The following is a 23550-nucleotide window of genomic DNA, read 5'->3' as shown; positions in this document are numbered from 1 at the left end:
GCGGCGGCTGCCCGCCGACGACACTTTCACGGGGGACACATGTCGATACGCGAGCGCGCCCTGTCGGTCAGCACGGTGGCCACGGTTTCCGCCGCGCTGCTCGCGGTCGGCACCGCCGGCGCGAAGCCGGGAGCACCGTCCATCCGATACGGCGCGAGCGGCATCACGGCCTACTGCGTGCAGGTCGGCGTCGACCACGCGCGCACCGACCGTCAGACGACCGCCGACCTCGTCTCGCAGGACGGCAAGTTCGGCCCGGCCGCGCTGGGGGCACTGCAGCAGCTGCAGCACGACTTCGGCCTGTCGCCCGACGGTGTGGTCGGCCCTGACACCGGCTTCGAGGCGTACGCCGGCCACTGCTACCAGGTGCTCCCCACCCACGGCTGATACCAGCGACGGTGCCGGAGCACACGGCCTGCCTGCCTCGGTCTGCTTCACGGGGTGGCCGGTGGCTCCGCGTTGAGGCGGGCCGCCTGGCGGGTGAGGTGGGTGCGTTCGGCCAGGGTCGGGGCCTGGTGGGCGGCTTCCGCGTAGAGGCGGGCCGCTTCGGCGCGGTCGCCGTTTCGGTCGTGGAGCCAGGCGTTGACGGCGGTGTAGCGGGGCAGGTCCGGGTCGAGTTCGGCCAGGGCGGCGAGGCCGACGCGCGGCCCGTCGGCCTCGCCGAGGGCGACGGCCCGGTTGAGACGGGCGACGGGGCTGTCGGTGAGGGCGACGAGTTCGTCGTACCACTCCACGATCTGCGGCCAGTCGGTCTCCTCGGCGGTGCGGGCGTCGGCGTGGAGCGCCGCGATGGCGGCCTGGGCCTGGTACTCGCCGAGCCGGTCGCGGGCCAGAGCGCCGTGCAGGATTCCGATGCCCTCGGCGATGGCGGCCGTGTCCCAGCGGCTGCGGTCCTGTTCGGCGAGGGGGACGAGGCTGCCGTCGGGGGCGGTGCGGGCCGGGCGGCGGGCGTGGTGCAGGAGCATCAGCGCGAGCAGGCCGGCTGGCTCCGGGTGGTCGACGGACGCGGAGAGCCGGCGGGTGAGGCGAATGGCCTCCGCGGCAAGGTCCACGTCCCCCGAGTAGCCCTCGTTGAAGACGAGGTAGAGGACGCGCAGGACGGTGGCGACGTCGCCGGGCCGGTCGAGCCGGACGCCGGAGACGGTCCGCTTGGCGCGGCTGATCCGCTGCGCCATGGTCGCCTCGGGCACCAGGTAGGCGCGGGCGATCTGGCGGGTGGTGAGGCCTCCGACGGCCCGCAGCGTGAGGGCGACGGCCGAGGACGGGGAGAGGTCCGGGTGCGCGCACAGGAAGTAGAGGCCGAGGGTGTCGTCGGCATCGGACGCGGGGCCCGGCTCCGGTTCGCGGTCGACGAGGTCCTCTCGGCGCCGGCGGGCGGTGTCGGCGCGGGTCGCGTCGAGGAAGCGGCGCCAGGCGGCGGTGACGAGCCAGCCCCGCGGGTCGCGGGGCGGGTCGGCGGGCCAGACGCGGAGGGCGTCGACGAGGGCGTCCTGAACCGCGTCCTCGGCCGCCGCGAAGTCGGCTCCGCGCCGGACGAGGATGCCGAGGACGGCCGGGGTGAGCTCCCGCAGCAGGGCCTCGTCGACGGCGGACGGCGGCGCGGACGCTGACGCGGACGGTGACTCGGGCAGTGACGCGGACGGCCGCGCCCCGCCCGGGACCGCGGGGTCCTGGGCGGGGCGGGAGTCGGGCGTGGGGGCGGTCATCGGGGGTCGGTCACTCCGTGATCGTGGGCGGCTCGGCCATGAAGGGACGCAGCTCCAGCCACTCGTGGATGGGCCGGCCGCCGGCGCCGGGGGCCGCCGACAGCTCGGCGGCGAGCTCCAGGGCCCGGTCGTGGGTGTCCACGTCGATCACCATCCAGCCGGCGATGAGGTCCTTGGTCTCGGCAAACGGGCCGTCGGTGACGGGCGGGCGCCCCTCACCGTCGTACCGGACCCAGGTGCCCTCCGGAGCGAGCGCCTGCGCGTCGACGAATTCACCCGTCTCCTCCAGTTTCGCGGCGAAGTCGCGCATGTACTGGATGTGGGCGGAAACCTCCTGCGGGGTCCAGTGATCCATGGGGACGTCGTTGCCCGGGGCCGGGGCGCCGCGGTAGTGCTTGAGCAGCAGGTACTTGGCCATGACGGTTCTCCTCGATCCGTTGCGACGCGTCCATTCTGGCCGCGCTCACACCTGGGACGGAGCCGACTCCGGGTTCTCGACATCCTCCTCGAAGATTCTTTTCCGGGGTGCGGAGTGCCCCTCGGGGCGATGCTCCGCCGATCGGGACGAGACGCCCTAGCCGACCAGGCGGCGGCGCCAGTCCAGGCGGGTGACGGTGATCGCGCGGCCGGGGTCGCCGTCCCACTCGGTGTGGAGGCCGGCGGCTTCGAGGGCGGCCACGACCTCGTGGCCGACGGCCACGGTGGTCTCGGACGAGTCGTCGAAGCCGCCGTAGAACAGCATCAGGCCGTGGCCGGCCGCGGCGGAGTCAGTGCACTGGGTGTGGAAGTAGACGTAGCCGCGGGCGTCGGGCCCGCCCTCATCCTCGATCTCGGACTGGCCGCAGCTGCCGCAACAGGTGAAGTTCTCCCGGGCGGTGATGCCGGCCTCCTCCAGCGCGGTGAACGCGCGGGTCAGCCGCTCGGGGTCCGTCTCGCCCTCCCAACCGGCCTGCTCCGCGACCCGCTCCAGCCACAACCTGTCCACCAGCGCCTCCGCCTGCTCGGGCGAGACGGGCCGATGGTCCCCCGTGACCAGGTAGTCCTCGGCGAGCTCGGCCAGTTCGGAGCGGGACGAGTAGCCGCCGATCAACACCTCGCGGACGTGTTCCTCCAGCTCCTCGCGCTCTTCTTCGTCGAGGTCGAGCGGCGGCACCTCCCGGACGGCGCCCATGTCCAGCAGCGACCAGGCGGGCCCGTCGTCCCATCCCGGCTCCTGACGGGCCCAGCCGGCGAGCGCCGAGATCACGGCCTCGGGACCGTCGACCGTCGCCTGGAAGTGCCGGTCGGCGGCCCCGTCACGGTATTCCAACGTGTAGTTGCCGTCGCCGTCGCCCTCGCCGTCGCCGCCATCGCCACCTGCCTCGTGCCAGACCTGGGCGAAGACGTCCGGCAGGTCGGGTATCCGCTGGACCACCAGGAACCGGTCGTCGTCACCGCCGATGCGCCGGACGAGGGCGCCCAACTCCTCGGCGGACACGCGGACGTGTCGCTCCTCGTTCTCCGTCTTCACCACGATCTCGATCATGTGCCGACTCTGACACACCCCTCTGACAGCGGGCTTCCCGGCCCACGACCACGTCAGGCGCTGCGCGGAACGTACGCCATCCCGTGCGCGCCGGCCTCGCCGAGCTTGGCGACGTCCAGGCGGGCCAGGCGCTCCAGCGTTTCCAGGTCGACGATGTCGACGGTGGAGGAGATGACGCAGGCCACGTAGCCGAGCCGACCGTCCGGGGACGAGGTGATGGTCAGCGGGAAGAGTCCGACCTCGACCTCGCCCAGCGGCTTGCGCGTGTCGGCGCAGAACACGGCGAGTCGGCCCGGTGCGTGGCGGCCGAGGCGTGCCCCCGGCTCGGCCGTCATGCGCAGCTCGCCCGCGAGGAGTTTGCCCGTCGACGTCAGGTGCACCGGGAGGACGACGTTCTCCGTGGGCAGGGTGTCGACGACGGACGCCGTCCGGGGGTCGATGACGCGGATGCCGGCGGCCGGACGCTCCTCGGGACTGCCGGAGAAGTTGCCGTACGGCGCGGCGACGAAGGCGTGCGCACCGTCGGGTGAGACGGCGAGTCCCTCGCTGCCCGGCACCTCGACCTTGGCGGTGAGGACGCCCCGTTCGAGGTCCACGACGGACACGAACGGCGCTTCCTTGTTGGTGGCGTACCCCGTCCGCCCCGCCGGATCGATCGCGAACCAGTGCGGGCCGGGCGCGTCCGTGTCGATCCTGCCCAGGGGCCGGCGGGTCCGGGTGTCGAGGACCACGACACCGCCGGGTCGGTCCCGGCCGCTTTCCACGCTGACGTAGAGCCGGCCGCGCGCGCTGTCCAGTGCCAACCCGTGCGGCCCGTGTTCCGGGGCGAGGTCGACGATCTCGACGATGCGACGGCTGTCGGGATCGATGACGGCCAGCTCGGTACGGCGGCCGCCGTTCGCGTGGTAGTAGCCCGAGTGGTAGGTGAGCGTGCACCACAGCAGTCGCTGCGTCGGGTCGTAGCACAACTCGTGGGGTTCGGAGGGGACTTGTACGTCGCCGAGGTGTCGGTCCGACACGGCGTCGAAGAACGAGACCGTCGGGCCGCTCTGACTGACGACGGCGAGTACGTCGCCTTCCCGGCCGGTACGGGGGGACTGCTGCACAGGGGCTCCTTGAACGGGGCGAAGCGGATGCGCCACGCGTCTTCGCGGGCGTCTTCGCGGATGTCTTGGCGGACGTCTTCACTCTCCGGTGTCGACGGATGCGGCAGCAATGCAAAGATGGGCACCCAATCATTGTCTAAGACGCAAAGATGCAGTTCAGGAGTTGTTCGCCGATGGATCTCAACCTGCTGCGCGTCCTGGACGCCCTGCTCCAGGACAACAGCGTGACCCGCGCCGCCGAGCGCCTCGGCACGTCGCCGGCGGCGGTCAGCCGCACCCTGGCCCGCCTCCGCCGCACCGTCGGCGACCCGCTGCTCGTCCGGGCCGGCCAGGGCCTGGTTCCGACCCCGCGCGCCACCGAACTCCGCGAGGAGGTCGCCTCGTTGCTCCGCGGATGCGACAACGTGCTGCGGCCCGGCGCCGGGTTCGACGCCGTCCACCTCCAGCGCACCTTCACGGTGCAGGCCACCGACCTGCTGCTGGCGGGCGTGGCCGGCGGCCTCACCGAACGGATCCACGCGGAAGCCCCGCGAGTCGATGTCGTCTTCCTGCCGGAGGCGATGGAGGGCGGCCCGGGGCTGCGGCAGGGCTCGGTGGACGTGGAACTGGGCGTCCTGGGACACCTGGACCCGGAGATCCTGACCCGGCAGCTCACCCGGATGCCGCTGGTCGGCATCGCCCGCAGCGGGCACCCCCTCTTCGACGGGCGGATCGACGCCCGCCGCTTCGCCGAAGCCGACCACATCGGCATCTCCCGGCTCGGCAAGCGCCTCGGGCCCATCGACACCGCCCTGGCGGAGCTCGGACTGCGCCGCCGCACCGCGGTCGTCGTACCCAGCCACACGAGCGCGATGATGCTCGCCCGGGAGACCGACCTCGTCGCGCTGAGCCTGGCCGGCTGGCTCCCCGACACCGTCTCGGCCATGGGCCTGCGGACGTTCCCCGTCCCCCTCGACCTGGAACCCCTCCACCTCGGGATGGCCTGGCACCCCCGCAACTCCGCCGACCCGGCCCACCGCTGGTTCCGCGACCACCTCGCGTCCGCCGTCCTGACCCCGGCCGGACCCGGGGCGGGCACGGCGCGCACTCGCTGACGGCTGACGGCTGACGGCTTCGGACGCCCGGGCCCGTCACGGGATGGCCGGTGAGCGGCCCCGTAGCGACCGCGTACCGGTCGCTATGCTCCCGAGATGACCGCACAGCCACCCGCACCGCTGACTCCGGAAGTCGCCAGGAGCCTCCAGAGCGTGCTGGGAGCCGACATCGGGCCGGGGCTCGACGAGCGGGAACTCGACGCGGTCGAGGCCCGGTTCGGCTTCGCCTTCTCGGCGGACCACAGGGTCTTCCTCGCCGCCGGGCTCCCGCACGGGTCACCGGGTTGGCCCGACTGGCGCGACGGTGACCCGGAGGACCTGGCCGAGTGGCTCGCCCGGCCGGTCGAGGGCGTGCTCTTCGACGTCGAGCACAACGGCTTCTGGCACCCCGCCTGGCCACCGAGGCAGGCGATCACTTCCCATCCGCTGGAGGTCGCACGCCGCGAGTTGGCGACGGTACCGCAGTTGGTACCCGTCTTCGGCCACCGCTACCTGCCCGGCACGGCGGGCGAGTGGGGACACCCCGTACTGTCCGTCCACCAGACCGACATCATCTTCTACGGGAACGACCTCGCAGACTACGTACGCCGCGAGTTCACCGGCCGGTCGAGCGGCGTCCCGGCCCGCGCTACCGTCGACTTCTGGTCGTACTTCGTCGAGGCCGGTCCGGGCATCGACGTCACCGCGCCCACCCCGCACATCCCCTACGCCGTCAGCGCGCAGGAGGCCGTCGAGTACCTGCGGATGCTCGCGCTGGAGCGTCTGATCGGTCGCCCGCACCACCCGCACCAACTGATCGAGGCCGGGCTCGCGGCCCTGGTACTCGACGTCGAGACGGAGTCGCTTCCGCTGCTGGCCGGCCTGACGCGCACCGAACACGAGCGCGCCGACGCGCTCTTCGAACGGGTACTGACGGAGCTGGGGCTGCCCGAGGGCCTTCCCCCGGATGACACCGACATCCCCCGGGAGGCGGCCCGCTGGGAACTCGTGCGCTGGTGGCTGCGGTTGATCGTGAACGGGAGCACGACCCCGGGCGCCGGCGGTGATCTGATCACCTACGAGGGTTGGGATGCGCTGGGCCGACCGGAGGCGCTCAAGCCCCTGGCCGACGACGTGTACGAGTACGACAACTGGGAGGCGCGGCGCGGCGGCACCCGCGAGCAGTGGGCCCGAGCGATCACAGCGGAGGCCGAACGGCTGCTCGCGGGCCCCTGGCCACCGCTCGGCTGACCGTCCAGCGGTCCTCGCCGCTCCCCCGCATCGTTGAACCCGCAGGGCTCAGGCCCACGTTCAACCGCAGGGACCTCGGCCGCCGCGTGCCTGACGGTCCAGGAAGTCGATCAGCCTCGTTTCCGAACGCCGAATCCGCTCGGCCTGCTCGGGAGGAAGCGCGGCGAGGGCGTCGACCAGGGCGTGTTGCCGTGGGACGAACACCAGGCTGCTGGTGTAGATCCTGCAACCGGAACACCAGGACAGCCCGATGCAGCGCTCGAACATCCAGGACTCGGGCGGATGGAAGCGGTACCGATAGGAGCGTACGGACGTTCCGCAGGCGGCGCAGACTCGACGATCCCCATCGGGGACCGTGTCCCAGGTCGCGGTCTTCCGCCAGTGCCAGTGCCCGGCCGGTGCTCTTCAAGTCGTCATGCCGAGCATCCTGCCCCACCGTACTCGGCCCGAATGTCGGGGGCGGGCCTTAGCGTGGGCGACCATGGCTGACATATTCGAGCTCATGCTCACTCTGGACCTGCGCGACGAGTTGCCCGAGGAGGAGCTCGCCGAGCTCCGATGGCATCTCGGGCTCGGCCCCAAGCCCGGGGTCCTCCGGATCGTGGCCGAGTTTCCGTTCGTGGGCGTGGACCAGGACGGCGAACTCGTCGTCGAAGACGATCCTCACCCCCTTCTGGGCCATCACGGCGAGGCCTGGAAGGTGGAAGGCGCGCTCGTCTCCGTCCTCGCTCGCCGAGAGCGGACCTCGCGCGGCACCTGGGCTCTGACCAGTCGGCAGGAGATCCACCCCGACGAGTTCGATCTCACCGGTCAGCTCCTCGGCTGGCTGGCGAGCAAGGCCGCCGACCACCAGCGAGGCTTCGACGGCAGTGTGGACCTCGGGTGGACCCGGTTCCATGAATCACGCCGGGCGGAGCCGCTGGTCGTGCGTGACGGCATCGTCGACTGGCCCTCGTAGTCGGCAGGCCCGAGCGTCACACTGTGGCCGTGGACCCGAACCGTAAGACATCCGATGGACACCGCCGAAGGGGCCGTGGCGCTCGCCGTGGAACTCCTGCCGGCCGGACCGGCCCCGACGATCACGGGAACTGCCGGCGACGGCACATGACGGGGCAGGCCAAATCCCTTTGCCATCGCGGGTTTGCGGGGTCGATGCTCCGCACATGGACCTTCCGCGGCAGGTGATCGAACTGGGTGATCTGACCCTCCGTCGTTTCGACCGGGAGGCGGACCTCCCGGAGTTGGACAGGGTCATCGAGGAGTCGCTGGAGCACTTGGGCCCGTGGATGTCGTTCGTCGCCGACCACAGCCGTTCCAGGACCGCCGAGTTCCTGGGGCGACGCCACGAAGCCTGGGAGGGCGGGCGGGAGTTCACCTACGCCATCGTGCTGGGCGGGGCCATCGTCGGCGCCTGTCAGCTGTTCCGGCGTGAGGGTGCTCCGGAGAACCGGCGCGAGCTGGGGTACTGGCTGCACCCCGCCGCCACCGGCCGCGGCGTGGCGACCCGGGCCGCGCGCGCTCTCGTCGACGAGGCCTTCCGCCTTCCGGGCGTCGACCACGTCGAGGTCGTCCACGACCCGGCCAACCGCGCGAGCGGCGCGGTCCCGGCCCGGCTCGGCTTCACCGAGCTCCTGCGCCGGCCCGCAGAGCGCGGGGGCACGGCCGGGACGGGAGAAGAGCAGGTGTGGCGGCTGACCCGCCAAGAGGTGGCACAGGCGGCTTGGAGGCTCGTCGACGACTGACCCGCACCCTCGGTTTGCAGCGGTGACAGGAGGAACTCGGACCTTGACGTGAACGAATGGGGGACGTTTTGCGCTCCATCTGGAACGACTCCGTCCGCAGGGGTTGACGGAGGCATGTGCCAAGCGGATCGTAGGCGCCTCAGCCGAACGAACGCTGGAGGTCCTGTGACCGACGAGTACCGCACCAGAGAACGGGCACTGCCGGTCGGCACTGCCGCGATCTTGGGGGCAGCCGGAATGGATCTGACGGACGCCGAGCTACTCGAGCGGTACCCGCGCGTGGCCGAGATCCTTGCGCGTTGGGAGCAAGACGAGCGGGGGTGACGCCCCGGCCAGGGGCCATCCCGAGCGACGCCCCTCCCGTCCCTCCCCCCGGGAGGGCCGTCGCGCGCCTGGCAGCCCACGCCCGGTGACGGTCACGCCGTCGTGGAGCGGTCACGCATCGTGGTCGTCCTCGTACACGTGCGGCCGGCCGCCCTGCCAGGCGATGACCTCGGAGTCGCCGAGGACCAGCTCCTCCGGGTCCGGTACCTCAAGGCGTCTGAGGAACTCGATCAGATCACGGTCGGAGTGGGCGACGCCGAGGACGGTGTCGACGCCGCGGATGCGGATCACGACCCGACGTCCGCCCGTCGCGGAGATCCGGTGCACGAGGATCGGCGCGTGGTCCATGGCTCAGACGCCCCACTCCTCCGGGCCGCCGCCGAGCCACCGGATGGGTGGCCGGCCGTCGGCGGTCTCCAGTCCGGCCGCGCGGAGGAGGTCGATGACTCCGGTGAAGGTGTGCGCGATCCCGAGGGCCTGGTCCTCGGCATGGACGTGCGCCACCACGGAACGGCCACCGGCGACGACGGGGTGGACAACGACGTAGACGTGATCGGCCATACCTCCAGCCTGGGCCGAGCCGGTCGGTCCAGCACGCCGAGCCGGGCATCGGGACGGCGCAGGCGGCACGGATTCCGCTCCTCCTCGTCCCGGATCCGTCCCGGGTGCGCTCGCGGTCGTCGGGCCGTACCGCCTCCAGGGAGCGGAGCCAGGCGAGATGCGAGGCAGACGTAACGTACGAACGCACGAACGTTCGAATCGGGCCTCGGATCGCCCCGGCGTTGTCAGTGGTCGGCAGTACGGTCGGACCATCACATTCGAGCGATTGCCCCGTGGCTGCGGCAGCTACTCGAATCCCGCCCGTCGGCCCTTCGGGGACAGCGACCGACGGGCGGAGCCATGTCCGGGCCCCCTCCACCTCGCCGCCCGCGCCGTACGGCGGCGGCATTGTCCGGAAACAGGAAGGCCCGGGTTCAGACTGCTCTGACCCGGGCCTTTGACACTGCATCACCTGTTCGGCATGGCAGGGGCGGCAGGATTCGAACCTGCGACATCTGGTTTTGGAGACCAGCGCTCTGACCAGCTGAGCTACGCCCCTTCGGCGAGACCAACCATCGCACGGACCGCTCCGGAGATCCAACGAATTGGCCGAATGTCCACCCCGCGGGACGGCCGGCCCGACGACGGCGTCGGCCGGTGGGGTCCGGCGCGGCGATCGGGGTCGGGAGGCGTCGACACCCTTGACGCGCTCTGGTCCAGACCAATAGCTTCCGGCATGCACCGCGCACGCGCACGTTCCTCACTCCCGCCTCCGCAAAGGAAGCCCATGCGCCGCAGCATGCTCGGCAGACTGGCCGTCGCCGTCTGTTCCCTCTCCCTGCTGACCGCCCTCGCGCCCGCCGCCGGCGCCGCGCAGGCCGACGGCGGTCACGACCGCGCCTACAAGAAGGTCGGCTACTTCACCCAATGGGGGGTCTACGGGCGGGACTTCCAGGTCCAGGACCTGGAGGCGAACGGCTCCGCCGGCAAGCTGACCCACGTCAACTACGCCTTCGGCAACGTCAGTCCGGAGGGCAAGTGCTTCACCGGGAACGTGCCCGGTGAAGCGGACGCCTGGGCCGACTACGTGCGCCCGCTCGACGCCGCGAACTCCGTCGACGGGGTCGCCGACACCTGGGATCAGCCGCTCGCGGGCAACTTCAACCAGTTGCGCGAGCTCAAGGCCAAGCACCCCGGCCTCAAGGTGCTGATCTCCCTGGGCGGTTGGAGCTGGTCCACGCACTTCTCGGACGCCGCGCTGACGGCGGCGTCCCGCAGGGCCTTCGTCGAGTCGTGCATCGACCTGTACATCAAGGGCAACCTCCCGCAGGACGGCACCCGCGGCGGCGCGGGCGCTGCCGCCGGCGTGTTCGACGGGATCGACCTCGACTGGGAGTGGCCCGGCTCGGCCGGGGACACCGACACCAAGTTCCGACCCGAGGACAAGGAGAACTTCGCCGCCCTCGTCCGGGAGTTCCGCACGCAGCTCGACGCGTACGCGCGCGACCGGAAGCGGAAGTCGGCGTACGAACTGACGGCCTTCGTGCCGACGGCACCCGCCAAGATCGACGCGGGCTTCGACGTCCGCCGGATCATGCGGGACCTGGACTTCGTGAACCTCCAGGGTTACGACTTCCACGTGTCGGGTGAGCCGCGCACCGCCCAGCAGTCCGCGCTGTACGCCCGGGGCGACTTCAGCGTCGACGGCACCGTGGACGCCTGGCGGCGGCGCGGTGCTCCCGCGCAGAAGCTGGTGATGGGCATGCCGTTCTACGGGCAGGGCTGGACGGGTGTGAGCGGCGGCGGAGACGGCATGGGGCAGCCTGCCACCGGTCCCGCGCCGGCCACCTGGTCGGCGGGGTACGAGGACTACAAGGCGCTGAAGAAGCTTGCCGGTTCGGGGACGTACGAGGTCTACCGGGACCGGCGCGGCGGGCACGCCTGGCTCTTCGACGGCAGCACCCTGTGGACGTACGACGACCCGCGGGTGCTCCGCACCAAGGCGGGCTACGTCCGCGAACACGGCCTGGGCGGGGCGATGTTCTGGTCGCTGGACGCGGACACCGCGGACGGCGAGCTGATGACGGCCGTCGACCGCGGGCTGCGCGGCCACTGACCGGCGCCGCCGGGCCGCGGAAAAGGACCCGGCCCGGCGGCGTCCTTCCACGTACCCTCCCCCGCATGAGGAACTCGACGGTGCGGGCGGTCAACCGGCTCACGAGGCGGTGGGCCGCGCAGGACACGGGCAGCGAGCGGGGCACGGTGTTCACGGCGGCGGGGGTCTGGCCGCTGCTGGCACTGCTTGCGGACGGCGCGGGCGGTGCGGCCCGTGAGGAACTGGCCGGGGCCCTCGGCATGTCCGCCGGATCCGCGGCCGGTGCCGCGCGCGAGCTGCTGGCCGCGCTCGACGACGTACGGGGCCTCCAGGCGGCGACGGGGCTGTGGACGGGGGCGGAGTTCCCATTGGAGGAACGCTGGTCGGCGCAGCTCCCGCCCGGGACCCGGGGCGCCCTGACGGGGGACGCGGACCGCGACCGCGAGGCGTTGGACGCGTGGGCGTCGGACCGCACCGGTGGGCTGATCGAGCGCATGCCGGTGCAGGTGACCGAGGAGACCCTGCTGGTGCTGGCTTCGGCGCTGGCGCTTCGGCTGCGGTGGATACGGCCGTTCCACGAGTTCCAGGGCACCACCGACCAAGGCCCCTGGGCCGGGCGCGAACTGCCCGTGCTGCACCGCACCACCACCCTGCTGGACCGGGTCTCGGTGGCCCGGGGACCGCAGGGCCCGGTCACCGTGCTCGAAGTGGTCGGCAGCGCCGGGGTGGACGTCCACCTCGTGCTGGGCGAGCCCGAGGCGGGCCCGGGGGCGGTGCTGGGCACCGGGATCGACGTGGTCACCCGGGCTGTCGCGTCGACGGGCGCGAGCCTGCTGCCCGAGGGGACCGCCGCTCCCGGGCTGACCGTCCGCACCGAGCGGGCCGAGACCCCCGAGCCTCTGCTGACGATCAAGACGGTCGCCTTCGAGGTGCGCGCCGAGCACGACCTCCTCGAACGCGCCGGGCTGTTCGGGCTGGAGACGGCGAGCGACGACAGTAGCGGGCACTTCCCCGGGATCGGTCCGCGGCCGCTGGCCGTCGAGGCGGCCCGGCAGTCGGCACTGGCCCGCTTCCACGCGGAGGGCTTCGAGGCCGCCGCCGTCACCGCGTTCGCGGCGGTCGCGGGTTGCGCCATGCCGCGGCTGCGGTACCGGGCGAGGCGGGTGGGCGTCCGGTACGACCGGCCCTTCGGTTTCGTGGCCGTGCACCGCACGTCGCGGCTGGTCCTGGCCGCCGGATGGGTCGCCGAACCCGAGCCGGTACGGTCCAGGGATGACTACTGACATGATCAGCGCGGACGCCGCCGGCACCTGGGGGCTCGGCGACCTGACCGTCAACCGCATCGGCTTCGGCGCGATGCGGCTGACGCAGGACGGCCCCGCACTGAGGACCAACGCGCCCGCCGGCGACCGGGACCGGGCGATCGGGGTGCTGCGCCTCGCCGTCGAACTCGGCGTGAACCACATCGACACCGCCTCGTTCTACTTCTCCAGCCTCCGCTCCGCCAACGAGCTGATCAACCGGGCGCTCGGCCCCTACGCCGACGACCTCGTCATCGCCACGAAGGTCGGACCCGGACGCGATCCGTCCGGCGCCTTCCACTGGGCCACGCCAGGGCAGTTGCGGGGGCAGGTGGAGGAGAACCTGCGCCAGCTGGGCCGGGACCACCTCGACGTGGTCAACCTGCGCCTGCCGGGCTCGGCGGCCGAGGACTCGCTCGCCGAGCACTTCGGCGCCCTCGCCGACCTCCGCACGGCCGGGCTCGTCAGGCACCTCGGCATCTCCAACGTGCGCGCCCACCACCTGGTGGAGGCCCGGTCCATCGCGCCGGTGGTGTGCGTGCAGAACCCGTACGGAATCGATTCGCCCGCCGAGGACCACGCCCTCGTCGAGCTGTGCGGGAAGGAGGGCATCGCCTTCGTCCCGTTCTTCGCGATCGCCGGCACCGGCAAGGAAGCCGGATCGGTGGCGGACGACGGCGGGCGGCTGCGCGCCGCCGCCGAGGCCCGCGGCGTGTCCGTCGCCCAGCTGCGGCTGGCGTGGACCCTGCACCGGGGCCCGCACGTGCTGGCGATCCCCGGCACCGGAAATCCCGACCACCTCGTCGAGAACGTCTCCGCGGGTGCCCTGCGCCTCACGGCCGAGGAGATCTCGGCGCTGGAGGCCCGCCCCTCGTAGCGGCCAGGGCCACCGTCTCCGCGAAGGCGGGCACCCGCCCGGTGCCCCCGCGGCCCGAGACGGAGAGGGACGCGGCGGCGATGCCGTAGGCCACCGCGTCATCGAGGGCGTCGCCGAGGGCGAGGCGGGCGGTGGCGGTCCCGGTGAAGCAGTCCCCGGCTCCGGTCGCGTCGACGGGAGCCGGGTTGGACGGCACGGGGTGGTGGCGGGCCGCGACGCCGTCGTCGAGCAGTAGTCCACCGGCTCCCGCGGTGACGGCGACCGCCCGGGCGCCGAGCGCACGGTAGCGTGCGGCGGCCGTGGGCGGGTCGTCCGTGCCGACCAGGGCCAGCGCGTCGGCCGGGCAGGAGGTCTTGAGCAGCCCGGTCAGCGGCGCGATCCGGGCGAGGAGCTCGCGCGCCTCGGCCCGACCGGTCAGCCGGGGGCGGAAGTTGGGGTCGTACGAGAGGTGTCCGCCGGCCCCGTGCACCAGGCGGGCGGCGGCCAGTACGGCCCGGCGGCTGGTGGGTGAGAGGGCTCCGGTGATGCCGCTGGTGACGAGCGCCCGGCAGCCGGAGAGCAGCGTGCGCCAGGATTCGACGTGCTCGGGCGCCAGGGTGGAACCGGCGCTGCCAGTGCGCCAGTAGACGAACTCGCGCTCGCCGTCAGGGTCGGCGGAGAGCAGGTACGCGCCATTGGGGCGCGGGGCGCGGCGTACGTGGGAGACGTCGACGCCGAGTTCGGCGGCCCCCCGCAGCAGCGGCACGCTGAGCTCGTCGTCGCCGACCACGGCGAGCAGCGCGGTCCGGGCCCCGGCGGCGGCCGCCGCGGCGGCCGCGTTGAGGGCGTCCCCGGAGTAGGAGATACGGGCCGGGGTGCCGTCCGCGGCCTCCCGCAGGGCGGTGTCGGCGTGGATCTCGACGAGCACCTCCCCGAGGACCAGGACGTCGTAGCCACCGCGCCCGCCGCCGCTCACCGCCCCTCCGAGCGACCGGAGCGGTCCGAGCAGCTTGGGCAGTCCGCGCGGCACGGCCCGGCCGTGCCCGCGAACAGGGCCGCCAGCTCCCCCGGATCGGCGGGCAGCGCGCCGCCGACGCCGACGGCGCTGGCCCCCGCGGCGATCCACTCGTCGACCTCGGCGGGCCCGATCCCGCCGGTCGGGATGATCACCGCGCCGGGGAGGACGGCCCTGAGGGAACGGATGAACCCCGGACCGCCCACGTGCGCCGGGAACACCTTCGCGGCTCCCGAGGACCGGACCGCGGCGGCGATCTCGCCGGGGGTGAACCCGCCCTCGACGAACACGGCTCCGCGGCGGGCGGCGACTCCGCGGACTTCGGGAGCCGGGTACGGGGAGATCAGGAAGGCGGCGCCCGCGTCCAGGGCCGTCTCGGCCTGCGCGGCCGTGGTGACGGTGCCGACGCCCATGAGGGCGGGGCGGCCGTGGGCGTCGACGAGCGGGACCGTACGGGTGAGGGCCTCGGCCCAGCCCGGTGTGGTGGTGGTCAGTTCCACGGCCCGGCATCCGGCGGCGAGCAGGGCGCGGGTGGCTCGTACGGCTTCGTCGGCGTCGGCGTGGCGCAGCACCGGGAGCAGGCGCTGGGCGGCCAACACCTCGTAAGGGTGGCAGGACAAGGATCCCTCCCCTGCGTTCCACGCGGGGGAACGCCGTATCGTCGTGCGAGAACGATGTGGTCTAGACCCTACCCGGACGATCCGTCAGAGGCGGTGGATGCGCTCGATTCCGTACCACTTCGACACGCACGCGGCGACCCAGTCCTTGTCGTAGACGGACGTGTAGAAGGGCTCGGCCAGGCTTCCGATGTGCAGGGGGCGGTATCCGATGTCGGTGGCGCCGCGTGCGGCCTGGTTCCGGATGCGGGAGTTCTGGGCGTCCCAGGCCGCGGCGCGCGTCACCGTGGTGGTGGTGAGCTGCTGGACGCTCGGGACGAGCGCGGCCAGTGCCGCCAGCGCGAGGCCGCCGGCGGCCACGATGCCGGCGGGCAGGGCGAGCGTGGCGGTCCGGCCGCGTGCCGGGAGCCTGCGGGCCCACGCCCCGAGCAGCGCACCGTAGGCACACAGCGCCAGTTCCATCGGTACGAGGTAGTTCGTCCATGTACGGGCGTACGTCCAGCCGCTCGGGCCGTAGCCGCTGCGCAGGCCCAGCACCACCGCGAACGAGCCCAGCACCACCACCGGCACCGGGAGCAACAGCGCCGCGACCAGTGTGGCCCGCGGCACGGCGCGGATCCGATCGTGCCGGCCGAGCCGCGTGGCCGGGACGCGCAGCCCCGCCGCCAGACCGAGGAGGACGCCCACGGCGACGGCACCGAGGTAGGCCCACTGCCCGGTCACGGACTCCCACATGTTCAACCAGTCCTGGAAGGTCGCCCGGAGTTCGCCCGGGGAGAGCGGGGACTCCTTCTCGGGCTGCTGGGCGCGGCGCCATCGGGCGCCGGGTGACGTGTAGAGCACGATCAGGCCGCAGAGGAGCCCGGAGCACCAGAGCAGGCACCAGGTGAACGGGCGCCAGGTCCGTGCCAACCCCAGGCGGGGCAGCGCCAGCAGCCCCGCTCCCGCCGCGAGGAGACCGCTGACGAGCGCGAACGGCTCGCTCAGGGTGCCGAGCGCGAACCCGATGACGAACGCCGCGGCGAAACCGGTCGCGCGTGCGCCGGGACGGGGACTGCGGATGGTCCAGATGGCCAGCAGGAAGGCCCACACTCCGATGACGCTCGGGATCGTGTGGGAAATCGTGGCGGGAGCCCACAGCAGGACCTGGTAGCTGCGCGTGCCGGCGAAGTAGAGCACCGCCTGGATCACCAGGGCGCAGGCGGTCAGCGTCACGACCCCGGGTCTTCCGCCGAGGAGGCGGACGAACCGGCTCCCCAGCAGGACCAGACCGACCGTGAAGGCGATCGTGATGACGGTCGGGAGGATCTTGATCCCGCCGAGTCCCCCGCCGAGTCCCCCGCCGTAGACGACGCCGCTCAGGAAGGCGTTGGCGATCCGGCCGTTCTGGGTCATGTAGAAGTCGGATGTGATGCCGAGGACGCCCAGGTCACGGGCCTTCCAGGCGGCGCACCAGTCATCGGAGGTGGGCCGCAGGTAGAGCCCGAGGAAGCACCCCACGGCGACCAGGGCTCCGGCCGCGGCGAGCACGGTCGCGCCGGCGCCCCGCAGCATCGTGCGGACGAGGTGGCGTCGGCCGCTCTCCCGGCCCGCCACGGAGGAATGCCCCTGGCGGCCCCCGTCCTCGTCCTCGGTCCCGCTCTCGGTCGGAGCAGTGATCATTCGGCAGTCCTCCGCAACGACGGCTCCCGGCCGGGCCGACGGCCGGTGTGCCTGCCGACGGCGGTCACCTCAGGGCGGGCCCGATCACACCAATGTGCACAGTCCGCCGCCGACCGGCATCCGGGCCCGGCCCGATCACCCGGGCGGCGGTCATGTCGTGGCGGGCCGAGCGCTCCTGCCCGACGATGGGCCTTCCGGGGGGCCGCGTGCCCGGAAGGGCCGGAGGCCGGAACGACCGGAGGCCGGAAGAGCCGGAGGCCGGGGAGAGCCCTGCGGAAGGAGCGGTCGTGCCTGCTGTCCCGCTGGTTCGCTGGGTGGTCGTCACCGCGGCCCTCGCGAGCGTCGTGCTTCCCGTGTGCGTCGCGGCGATCCCCGTGGCCCGGCCCGCCGCCGAGAAGCGGCAGGTGTTCTTCGTCAGGGCCCTGGGACACCAGAGCCACGGTGAGGCCGAGGGCGGCTACGCGCCGCTGTCGCTCCTCGCCGCCCCCACGGTCGGCCTCCTGGCCAGCGCGACCGTCGTCGAGGGCATCACGGCGCCACTCGCCAAGGACGCGCGGTACGTCGAGCGGAGCAACGTGCTGCGGCTGCCGTCGGGCCGGTGGCGGTACGTGCCCGCCGACCGGACGGCCTCGGTCATGGTCCCCGCCGGCGATCCGGAGGCCTGGCGGCAGATCGAGCGGAGCCGCGCCTGGCTGGCCGCCGGCCGGGTGCCGGGCAGGTCACCGGCACAGCGCGCGGCGGCCGAGCGGGCCCTGCTGTCCATGCGCGCCCTGCTCCGGCCCAACGGGGCCTTGGCGGCGGGGTGGACACCCGGCTGGATGTACTCCTGGCCGCGCGACGCCGCCTTCGCCTCCGCCGCGTTCGCCCACACCGGCCACGAGGCCGAGGCCTACCGGATCCTGCGCTACAGCGTCGCGACCCAGCGGAGGGACGGTACCTGGGACGCGCGGACGAAACTCGACGGCTCCGGTCCGCCGGACGGCAGGCGGTGGCAGCTCGACGCCAACGGCTGGGTCCCCTGGGCGACCTGGCAGTGGTACCGGACGGCGCCGCGGAACACCCGCCACGCCCGGCTGGAGACCCTCTACCCGATGATCCGCAAGGCGGCCGACCGCGCGGCGGCCTCCCTGGGAAAGGACGGGCTGCCCCCGGCCTCGCCGGACTACTGGGAGCTGATGACGACCACGACGAACATCGGAACGGCGGCGCCCCTGCTCGCCGGGCTCAACGCCGCCGCGGACCTCGCCCGGGAGCTGGACCGGCCGGTCGACGCGGCACGCTGGTCCGGCGCCGCGCAGCGGCTCTCCGCCGGGATCGCGAGGAGCTTCGCCCCGCTGGGGTACCAGCGCACCGTCGACGGCCTGCACGGCCGCGACAGCGCGGTCACCTTCATGGCGCCGCCCTTCAACGCGGCCCCGGCCGACCTGCCCCGCGCGCTCGACGCCACGTACGAGGCCCTGCTCCTGCCCCAGGGGGGCCTCACTCCCGGAAACGACCCGACGGCGCCCTGGGGTGGGAACGCCTGGACGCCGAGCACCTCGCTCTTCGCCCTCGCCCGGGCCGGCACGGGGAGGCCGGCGGAAGCCGGGAAGGTCCTGGAATGGCTCCTCGCCAAGCGGAACACGCTCGGCGAACTCCCCGAGAAGGTCGACCGGGAGGGCAGGCCCTCGTCGGTGGCACCCCTGGCGTGGACCGGCTCGCTCCTGGTCCTCTCCCTGGTCGCGCTCGACGACGGCGCCCTCCCGACACCGCCCCTGCGGTCCTAGACCGTCACCGCAGCGGGGGTCCCCCGGCGACGGTGCGATCGGCGCTCCCGTCCTGCGCCTGCGGCCGGGGCGGGACCGCCCTGTGCCACGGGGAGGAGGTGCGGCCGCCGTGCTGCTCGGCCGGCGGGGGCTCGCTGACGAGGTGGAGTTCGGCGTCCAGGCCGAGGACCGCCGCGACGGTCGTTCCGGACGCTTCGGCCACGGCCGCCGGTGCCCCCGTGTAGAGCATCTGGGACTGCTGCCAGGAGCGCGGACCGTCCGTGACCGCCGCTCCGGCCGTACCCGAGTCCGCACGGCCCACGAGCAGATGGCCCGCGACGCCGACCGCGCCGTAACCGCCCAGACCGCCCTCCTCGGCGACCGGGGAGAACTCCGGCGCGGGTTCGCCCGGGCCGGCCAGGCTCGTACCGATGTTGCCCGTGCCGGGCCGGCGGAAGAACAGCCGGACGCCGGCGCCTTCCGGGCTCGCCGTGAGCACGCCCGTGGTCTGCGGCAGTCCGGTCGCGAACGGGCCCTCGACCGGGTCGCCCGGGTCGCCCGCTGCCGGCCGTACCCAGGCCAGGACGGACCCGGTGGTCGCCGCGTACACGTGCCGCCGCCCCGACCCGTCGGTCGCGGTGACCGGATCGCCCTGGAGGCCGGCGCCGCCCAGTTCCTCCCAGGCTCCGAACGAGCCGCCCGCGGCCTCCTGCGTCCGGGCGCGCAGCGTGCGCGCGGAATCGCGTACGTACACCGTCATCCGGCCCGCCGGATCGACCGCGACCGCCGGCCCGCCGATGGCCGAGGTGCCGGATATGTCGGCGGTGTCGGGGGTGCCCAGGGAGCGCCACGGGCCGAACGTCCCGCCGGCCGCGGCCTGGACGGCGTACACGACGTCCCTGCCGTAGTCCTGGGGCGTCGTGCCCAGGGTCGTGCGGGTGGCGAACACGGCGATCCTGCCGTCGGGCAGCCGCACTGCCTTGGCACCGGCGTCGACGACGGTGCCGGGGCCGGTGCCGGGAAGGAACCGGGGGCCCTGCCAGGGGGCCTGCGCGCCGGTGCGCGACCAGTACGCCATCCGGCCGTCCAGTACCGCGAAGGCCCACAGCCGGCCCGTGGGGCCTTCGGTCAGCCAGGACGTGCCGTCGCCCCGGCTGTAGCGGATGGTCTGGCTCCAGCCCGCGCCGGTGGGCCGGGTCGCGGTCTTGCGGTCTCCGCAGCCGGCGGGGCTGCCGCACCAGTCCTGGTGGTCCATCCAGGCGTAGGTCTTGAGGTAGCCGAGCTTCTCCTCGGCGGCCTGCGGGTCGAGCGTCGGGGGCAGCGAGCTGTTCGGGTAGCTCACGTAGTTCTGGAGCGAGAAGTGCGGCCGGTCCGCGGACTTCGCGTAGCGCTCGGCGGCCGCCTGCACGAAGCGGGCGCCGTACACGTGGTCCTGGTGGTCGAGGAAGGTGCCGGCCGCGGTCCTGCCGGGGGTCGGGTCCTGCGTCCGTATCGTGGTCGGCTCGTACCGCGCGAACACGTCCGCGATGGCTGCCACCGCCTGGTCCTTGGTGTACGAGAACCAGGGCTTGACCGGCGTCCCGGAGGTCAGCTGCGCCCCCAGAGCGGGCACTTTGCCGTCCCACAGTCCGCGCAGGCTGTCCGGGTTGTCCCCGGAGATGCTGCGGGCCTCACGGAGCTGCATCCACACCAGGTTGACCTCGGGCCTGGCGACGAGCACGTCGACCTCGGCGCTGCCCCCGCCGGCGGTGGGTATGGACCTGCGCCGCCAGGCGCTGGTGCGTTCGCCGGTGGCCATTTCCGCGTATGCGGCCCGTATGCCGTTCTGCCGGGCCTCGGCGTAGGCGGCGCGGTCGGCGGGGCCGGCGGCGTCCTGGAGGTGCGGGCTGTGGGCCTCGTTCCTGCCGTCGGACTCGCCGGAGGTCAGGTAGACGGTGGTGACCTTGATGCCCGTCGATATGGAGCGGCTCAGGTCGGGGTTCATGAAGAAGAGGTCGTCGTCGGGGTGTGCGACGACCTGGAGCGCGGAGCCCTGGGTCACGCTCGGTGTGACGAACGCCTCAGGGCCGTCCGCCTGTCGACCGGTCACGTGTCCGTAGGCCCAGGCCGTCGTCCCGGCGACGCCGACGGTGATCGCGGCGAGCAGGGCCGCGAGGCGGGGGCGGCTGGGCAGGGGCATCTACGAGGGCCTTGGGGGTCGGTCGGTGCGGAAGTCCGCCTGGGGGATCGGTCCGTGCCCCCATGGATCCACTACTTCCGGAAGCTACGGGTCCGATTATGCCTCGCACGATTGCCGCTGACACAGCCTCAAGGGTCATATGACAGGAAGGGAGTTGATTGGGCGATTTAGCCCATTTGCACCTTTTGGCGGTTCCTGGATGTCGGGAGAAAAAAGATTCCGGATAACTGTTATCGGGGCCCCTCTCGACGGTCTCCCAGGTATTGGGCATCATCGACCGCCGGTACGGACAGGGACATCACATGAGTACTCAGCAGACGGCAGCGCTGGTGGCAGCGGCCCGCGCGGGCGATCCGCGGGCGCAGGACGAGCTCGTCGCCACCCATCTGCCGCTGGTCTACAACATCGTCGGGCGGGCCCTGAACGGGTCCGTCGACGTGGACGACGTGGTCCAGGACACCATGCTGCGCGCCCTCGACGGGCTCGGCGGCCTGCGCTCGGACGACAGCTTCCGGTCCTGGCTGGTGGCGATCGCGATGAACCGGGTCCGGGCGCACTGGCAGGACCGGCAGAGCGGCTTCGGCCAGAGTGCCGCCCTGGACGCGGCCGACGACGTGGCCGACCCGGGGGCCGACTTCGTCGACCTGACCGTCGCGCGCCTGAACCTGTCGGGCCAGCGGCGCGAGACGGCCCGCGCCACGCGCTGGCTGGAGCCCGACGACCGGGCGCTGCTGTCGCTGTGGTGGCTGGAGTGCGCCGGGGAGCTGACCCGGGCCGAGGTGGCCACCGCCCTGGAACTGCCGACGCAGCACGCGGCGGTGCGGGTGCAGCGGATGAAGGCCCAGTTGGAGTCGGCGCGGGTGGTCGAGCGGGCGCTGGACGCACAGCCGCGGTGCGAGGAACTGCGGGCCGTGGTGGGGACCTGGGACGGGGAGCCGTCCGCGCTGTGGCGCAAGCGAATAGCCCGCCACGCGCGCGAGTGCGTCCGGTGCTCCGGGCTGTGGAGCGGTCTGGTCCCGGCGGAGGGGCTGCTGGCCGGGCTGGCGCTCGTACCGCTTTCGGCGGCGCTGCTCGCGTGGACCCGTACGGCCGGGGCGACCGGTTTCGCCCCCACCGCCGCCGCCTACGACGCGGGCCCGGGCGAGCTCGCCCAGGTGGGCGCCACGGCCGGCGGTACGGGAGACGGCGGTACGGGGGACGGCGGTCGGGGCCGGCTGCGCAAGCGGCGCCGGCAGCGCCGCCGGGTCGTCGGCGCCGCGGTGATCGCGGCGTGCGTGGCGGGCGGCGGCCTGGTGTACCTGGGCACGCTTCCCGGTTCCGGCGGCGAGAAGGACGCGGACGCGCCCGCCCCGCTGGCCGCGCTCTCGGCGACCGAGTCCGCCGCCGCGCTGCCCTCCCCGTCGGCCTCCGCCTCGGCTTCGCCCTCCCCCTCGGCTTCGGCGTCCGCCTCGGCGAGCCCGAGCCCGAGCCCCACCCCGGCGAAGACCTCGGCCTCCCCGGCCAAGAAGACCTCCGCTCCCCCGCCGGCGCCGGCTCCGCAGGGCATGGCCGGGCAGGTGATAGCCCTGGTGAACTCCGAGCGGGCGGCGGCCGGCTGCGGCCCGCTGAAGGAGGACTCGCAGCTGCGGGCGGCCGCCCAGGGGCACTCCGACGACATGGCGGCGCGGAACTTCTTCGACCACACCAACCCCGACGGCAAGGACCCGGGCGACCGGACGACCGCTGCCGGGTACCGCTGGTCGACCTACGGGGAGAACATCGCGCGGGGCCAGCAGACGGCGAAGTCGGTCATGGACTCCTGGATGAACAGCCCGGGCCACCGGGCGAACATCCTCAACTGCTCCTTCAAGGACATCGGGGTGGGCATCCACCAGGGTGCGGGCGGACCCTGGTGGACGCAGAACTTCGGCGCCCGGTAGCCGCGGGCCTCAGGCCTGGATACCGCGCAGTTTCTCCGGGTTGAGGGCGAGGCGCAGCCCGGTGATCCGGCCGTCGGCGGCGTCGAAGGTGAGGGCGCCGGCGTTCACGCCGCCGTACACCAGCAGCAGGCCCGGCTCGCCGTTGATCTCGGCGGGGTGCATCTCGACGCCCTGGACCTCGGGTTTGGCCAGGACGCCGAGGAACCAGCGGGCGACGTGGTCCGGGCCGTGCAGCGGGCGGCGGGCGGCCGTGACGACGCCGCCGCCGTCCGACCAGGAGACGACGTCGGGGGCGAGGAGCGCGAGCACCTCGCCGAGGTCTCCGCCTGCGCACGCGGCGCGGAACTTCTCGGCGATCGCGCGCTGTTCGGCTGCGTCGGCGGTGAAGCGGGGGCGGCGGGTGCGTACGTGCTCGCGGGCCCGGTGCGCGCATTGGCCGACGGCCGCCTCGGACTTCCCGACGACCTCGGCGATCTCCGCGTAGGAGTAGCCGAACACCTCGCGGAGCACGAACACGGCCCGCTCGGTGGGGTTCAGGGTTTCCAGGACGACCAGGACCGCCATCGAGACGCTGTCGGCCAGTTCGGCCTCCTCCGCTATGTCGGGCGTGGTGAGGAGGGGTTCGGGGAGCCAGGGCCCCACGTACGCCTCGCGGACGACGCGGGCCGACCCCAGCCGGTTGAGGCTGAGGTTGGTGACGGTGCGCACCAGGTACGCCCTGGGGTTCGCGACGGACGCCCGGTCGGCGCGGTGCCAGGCCAGCCAGGCGTCCTGCACGATGTCCTCGGCGTCGGCGACGCTGCCCAGCATGCGGTAGGCGGCCGCGAACAGCAGGCGCCGGTGCTCCTCGAAGGGGTCAGTCATGATCGACACGGTGGCACCACCCGGCCGGAC

The 23550-nt window shown here is 73.2% G+C and carries 21 protein-coding genes and 1 tRNA gene; 10 read left to right on the top strand and 12 right to left on the bottom strand.

Annotated features, from left to right (window positions below):
- Nucleotides 1–39: 39 nt before the first annotated feature.
- Nucleotides 40–387, top strand: a complete 348-nt coding sequence (locus ACFYYJ_RS05565; RefSeq protein WP_389128755.1) for a peptidoglycan-binding protein — start codon at nt 40–42, stop codon at nt 385–387.
- Nucleotides 388–434: 47 nt separating this feature from the next.
- Here ACFYYJ_RS05565 and ACFYYJ_RS05560 read toward each other — a convergent pair whose 3' ends face one another.
- The 4 genes from ACFYYJ_RS05560 to ACFYYJ_RS05545 all read right to left on the bottom strand — a co-directional run bounded on the left by ACFYYJ_RS05560 (nt 435) and on the right by ACFYYJ_RS05545 (nt 4337).
- On the bottom strand, nt 435–1706 hold the full coding sequence (locus ACFYYJ_RS05560) for an RNA polymerase sigma factor (protein ID WP_389128752.1): 1272 nt from the start codon (nt 1704–1706) through the stop codon (nt 435–437).
- 10 nt (nt 1707–1716) lie between these two features.
- Complete coding sequence (locus ACFYYJ_RS05555) at nt 1717–2124, bottom strand: YciI family protein (protein ID WP_385123784.1); 408 nt, start codon at nt 2122–2124, stop codon at nt 1717–1719.
- 156 nt (nt 2125–2280) lie between these two features.
- Complete coding sequence (locus tag ACFYYJ_RS05550; RefSeq protein WP_389128749.1) at nt 2281–3231, bottom strand: DUF6891 domain-containing protein; 951 nt, start codon at nt 3229–3231, stop codon at nt 2281–2283.
- Nucleotides 3232–3284: 53 nt separating this feature from the next.
- Nucleotides 3285–4337: a YncE family protein gene (locus ACFYYJ_RS05545; RefSeq protein ID WP_389128747.1), complete on the bottom strand. Its 1053-nt coding sequence runs from the start codon at nt 4335–4337 to the stop codon at nt 3285–3287.
- Nucleotides 4338–4510: 173 nt separating this feature from the next.
- Between ACFYYJ_RS05545 and ACFYYJ_RS05540 the strand changes: the two genes are divergently transcribed.
- From ACFYYJ_RS05540 to ACFYYJ_RS05525, 4 genes are all read left to right on the top strand, one after another.
- Nucleotides 4511–5431: a LysR family transcriptional regulator gene (locus ACFYYJ_RS05540; RefSeq protein WP_385365915.1), complete on the top strand. Its 921-nt coding sequence runs from the start codon at nt 4511–4513 to the stop codon at nt 5429–5431.
- Nucleotides 5432–5527: 96 nt separating this feature from the next.
- Nucleotides 5528–6661, top strand: coding sequence for a hypothetical protein (locus tag ACFYYJ_RS05535; RefSeq protein ID WP_389128744.1), 1134 nt, complete (start codon nt 5528–5530; stop codon nt 6659–6661).
- A gap of 481 nt (nt 6662–7142) precedes the next feature.
- Nucleotides 7143–7619: a hypothetical protein gene (locus ACFYYJ_RS05530; protein ID WP_389128741.1), complete on the top strand. Its 477-nt coding sequence runs from the start codon at nt 7143–7145 to the stop codon at nt 7617–7619.
- 205 nt (nt 7620–7824) lie between these two features.
- Nucleotides 7825–8403, top strand: coding sequence for a GNAT family N-acetyltransferase (locus tag ACFYYJ_RS05525; protein WP_389128738.1), 579 nt, complete (start codon nt 7825–7827; stop codon nt 8401–8403).
- A 435-nt stretch (nt 8404–8838) separates the two neighbouring features.
- On the opposite strand, the gene ACFYYJ_RS05520 is transcribed toward ACFYYJ_RS05525, so the two are convergent.
- The 3 genes from ACFYYJ_RS05520 to ACFYYJ_RS05510 all read right to left on the bottom strand — a co-directional run bounded on the left by ACFYYJ_RS05520 (nt 8839) and on the right by ACFYYJ_RS05510 (nt 9826).
- Nucleotides 8839–9075 carry a hypothetical protein gene (locus ACFYYJ_RS05520; RefSeq protein ID WP_384755478.1) on the bottom strand — a complete coding sequence of 79 codons (237 nt, stop codon included), beginning with the start codon at nt 9073–9075 and terminating at the stop codon, nt 8839–8841.
- 3 nt (nt 9076–9078) lie between these two features.
- A complete protein-coding gene (locus ACFYYJ_RS05515; RefSeq protein WP_385123763.1) occupies nt 9079–9288 on the bottom strand; it encodes a hypothetical protein in 210 nt (69 codons plus the stop codon).
- A gap of 461 nt (nt 9289–9749) precedes the next feature.
- Nucleotides 9750–9826, bottom strand: a tRNA-Trp gene (locus tag ACFYYJ_RS05510).
- A gap of 228 nt (nt 9827–10054) precedes the next feature.
- On the opposite strand from ACFYYJ_RS05510, the gene ACFYYJ_RS05505 reads away from it, so the two are divergent.
- From ACFYYJ_RS05505 to ACFYYJ_RS05495, 3 genes are all read left to right on the top strand, one after another.
- The gene (locus tag ACFYYJ_RS05505) at nt 10055–11383 is read left to right on the top strand and encodes a glycoside hydrolase family 18 protein (protein ID WP_389128734.1); all 1329 of its coding nucleotides are present in this window, start codon (nt 10055–10057) and stop codon (nt 11381–11383) included.
- Nucleotides 11384–11448: 65 nt separating this feature from the next.
- Nucleotides 11449–12645 (top strand): serpin family protein, encoded by a 1197-nt coding sequence (locus ACFYYJ_RS05500; RefSeq protein ID WP_389128732.1) that lies wholly within the window; start codon nt 11449–11451, stop codon nt 12643–12645.
- On the top strand, nt 12635–13540 hold the full coding sequence (locus ACFYYJ_RS05495) for an aldo/keto reductase (protein ID WP_389128729.1): 906 nt from the start codon (nt 12635–12637) through the stop codon (nt 13538–13540). Before ACFYYJ_RS05500 ends, ACFYYJ_RS05495 begins: the two co-directional genes overlap by 11 nt.
- On the opposite strand, the gene ACFYYJ_RS05490 is transcribed toward ACFYYJ_RS05495, so the two are convergent.
- The 3 genes from ACFYYJ_RS05490 to ACFYYJ_RS05480 form a co-directional block, all read right to left on the bottom strand.
- Nucleotides 13497–14549, bottom strand: a complete 1053-nt coding sequence (locus tag ACFYYJ_RS05490) for a sugar kinase (protein ID WP_389128727.1) — start codon at nt 14547–14549, stop codon at nt 13497–13499. The genes ACFYYJ_RS05495 and ACFYYJ_RS05490 overlap by 44 nt on opposite strands.
- Nucleotides 14492–15154: a bifunctional 4-hydroxy-2-oxoglutarate aldolase/2-dehydro-3-deoxy-phosphogluconate aldolase gene (locus tag ACFYYJ_RS05485; RefSeq protein ID WP_389128724.1), complete on the bottom strand. Its 663-nt coding sequence runs from the start codon at nt 15152–15154 to the stop codon at nt 14492–14494. The genes ACFYYJ_RS05490 and ACFYYJ_RS05485 overlap by 58 nt, the downstream gene beginning before the upstream one ends.
- Nucleotides 15155–15238: 84 nt before the next feature.
- Nucleotides 15239–16813, bottom strand: coding sequence for a DUF6056 family protein (locus tag ACFYYJ_RS05480; RefSeq protein WP_389128721.1), 1575 nt, complete (start codon nt 16811–16813; stop codon nt 15239–15241).
- A 287-nt stretch (nt 16814–17100) separates the two neighbouring features.
- Here ACFYYJ_RS05480 and ACFYYJ_RS05475 point away from each other — a divergent pair, with 287 nt between their 5' ends.
- The gene (locus ACFYYJ_RS05475; protein ID WP_389128719.1) at nt 17101–18579 is read left to right on the top strand and encodes a hypothetical protein; all 1479 of its coding nucleotides are present in this window, start codon (nt 17101–17103) and stop codon (nt 18577–18579) included.
- A gap of 4 nt (nt 18580–18583) precedes the next feature.
- On the opposite strand, the gene ACFYYJ_RS05470 is transcribed toward ACFYYJ_RS05475, so the two are convergent.
- Nucleotides 18584–20737 carry a PIG-L family deacetylase gene (locus ACFYYJ_RS05470; RefSeq protein WP_389128716.1) on the bottom strand — a complete coding sequence of 718 codons (2154 nt, stop codon included), beginning with the start codon at nt 20735–20737 and terminating at the stop codon, nt 18584–18586.
- Between the two features lie 302 nt (nt 20738–21039).
- Here ACFYYJ_RS05470 and ACFYYJ_RS05465 point away from each other — a divergent pair, with 302 nt between their 5' ends.
- The gene (locus tag ACFYYJ_RS05465; RefSeq protein WP_389128713.1) at nt 21040–22656 is read left to right on the top strand and encodes a sigma-70 family RNA polymerase sigma factor; all 1617 of its coding nucleotides are present in this window, start codon (nt 21040–21042) and stop codon (nt 22654–22656) included.
- Nucleotides 22657–22665: 9 nt separating this feature from the next.
- On the opposite strand, the gene ACFYYJ_RS05460 is transcribed toward ACFYYJ_RS05465, so the two are convergent.
- A complete protein-coding gene (locus tag ACFYYJ_RS05460; protein ID WP_389128710.1) occupies nt 22666–23520 on the bottom strand; it encodes an RNA polymerase sigma-70 factor in 855 nt (284 codons plus the stop codon).
- Between the last annotated feature and the right edge of the window lie 30 nt (nt 23521–23550).

The organism is Streptomyces sp. NPDC002467 (genome assembly GCF_042889825.1).
Taxonomy (GTDB): domain Bacteria; phylum Actinomycetota; class Actinomycetes; order Streptomycetales; family Streptomycetaceae; genus Streptomyces.
The sequence above is the reverse complement of the archived record's forward strand: the minus strand, read 5'-3'. Positions and strand labels throughout refer to the sequence as shown.

Bases quoted from the DNA above. Each gene is read 5' to 3' on its own strand.
- ACFYYJ_RS05530 (WP_389128741.1), top strand. From the start codon at position 7,143: ATGGCTGACATATTCGAGCTCATGCTCACTCTGGACCTGCGCGACGAG.
- ACFYYJ_RS05520 (WP_384755478.1), bottom strand. From the start codon at position 9,075: ATGGACCACGCGCCGATCCTCGTGCACCGGATCTCCGCGACGGGCGGA.
- ACFYYJ_RS05525 (WP_389128738.1), top strand. From the start codon at position 7,825: ATGGACCTTCCGCGGCAGGTGATCGAACTGGGTGATCTGACCCTCCGT.
- ACFYYJ_RS05550 (WP_389128749.1), bottom strand. From the start codon at position 3,231: ATGATCGAGATCGTGGTGAAGACGGAGAACGAGGAGCGACACGTCCGC.
- ACFYYJ_RS05515 (WP_385123763.1), bottom strand. From the start codon at position 9,288: ATGGCCGATCACGTCTACGTCGTTGTCCACCCCGTCGTCGCCGGTGGC.
- ACFYYJ_RS05555 (WP_385123784.1), bottom strand. From the start codon at position 2,124: ATGGCCAAGTACCTGCTGCTCAAGCACTACCGCGGCGCCCCGGCCCCG.
- ACFYYJ_RS05540 (WP_385365915.1), top strand. From the start codon at position 4,511: ATGGATCTCAACCTGCTGCGCGTCCTGGACGCCCTGCTCCAGGACAAC.
- ACFYYJ_RS05480 (WP_389128721.1), bottom strand. From the start codon at position 16,813: ATGATCACTGCTCCGACCGAGAGCGGGACCGAGGACGAGGACGGGGGC.
- ACFYYJ_RS05500 (WP_389128732.1), top strand. From the start codon at position 11,449: ATGAGGAACTCGACGGTGCGGGCGGTCAACCGGCTCACGAGGCGGTGG.
- ACFYYJ_RS05560 (WP_389128752.1), bottom strand. From the start codon at position 1,706: ATGACCGCCCCCACGCCCGACTCCCGCCCCGCCCAGGACCCCGCGGTC.
- ACFYYJ_RS05505 (WP_389128734.1), top strand. From the start codon at position 10,055: ATGCGCCGCAGCATGCTCGGCAGACTGGCCGTCGCCGTCTGTTCCCTC.
- ACFYYJ_RS05565 (WP_389128755.1), top strand. From the start codon at position 40: ATGTCGATACGCGAGCGCGCCCTGTCGGTCAGCACGGTGGCCACGGTT.
- ACFYYJ_RS05465 (WP_389128713.1), top strand. From the start codon at position 21,040: ATGAGTACTCAGCAGACGGCAGCGCTGGTGGCAGCGGCCCGCGCGGGC.
- ACFYYJ_RS05460 (WP_389128710.1), bottom strand. From the start codon at position 23,520: ATGACTGACCCCTTCGAGGAGCACCGGCGCCTGCTGTTCGCGGCCGCC.
- ACFYYJ_RS05495 (WP_389128729.1), top strand. From the start codon at position 12,635: ATGACTACTGACATGATCAGCGCGGACGCCGCCGGCACCTGGGGGCTC.
- ACFYYJ_RS05470 (WP_389128716.1), bottom strand. From the start codon at position 20,737: ATGCCCCTGCCCAGCCGCCCCCGCCTCGCGGCCCTGCTCGCCGCGATC.
- ACFYYJ_RS05535 (WP_389128744.1), top strand. From the start codon at position 5,528: ATGACCGCACAGCCACCCGCACCGCTGACTCCGGAAGTCGCCAGGAGC.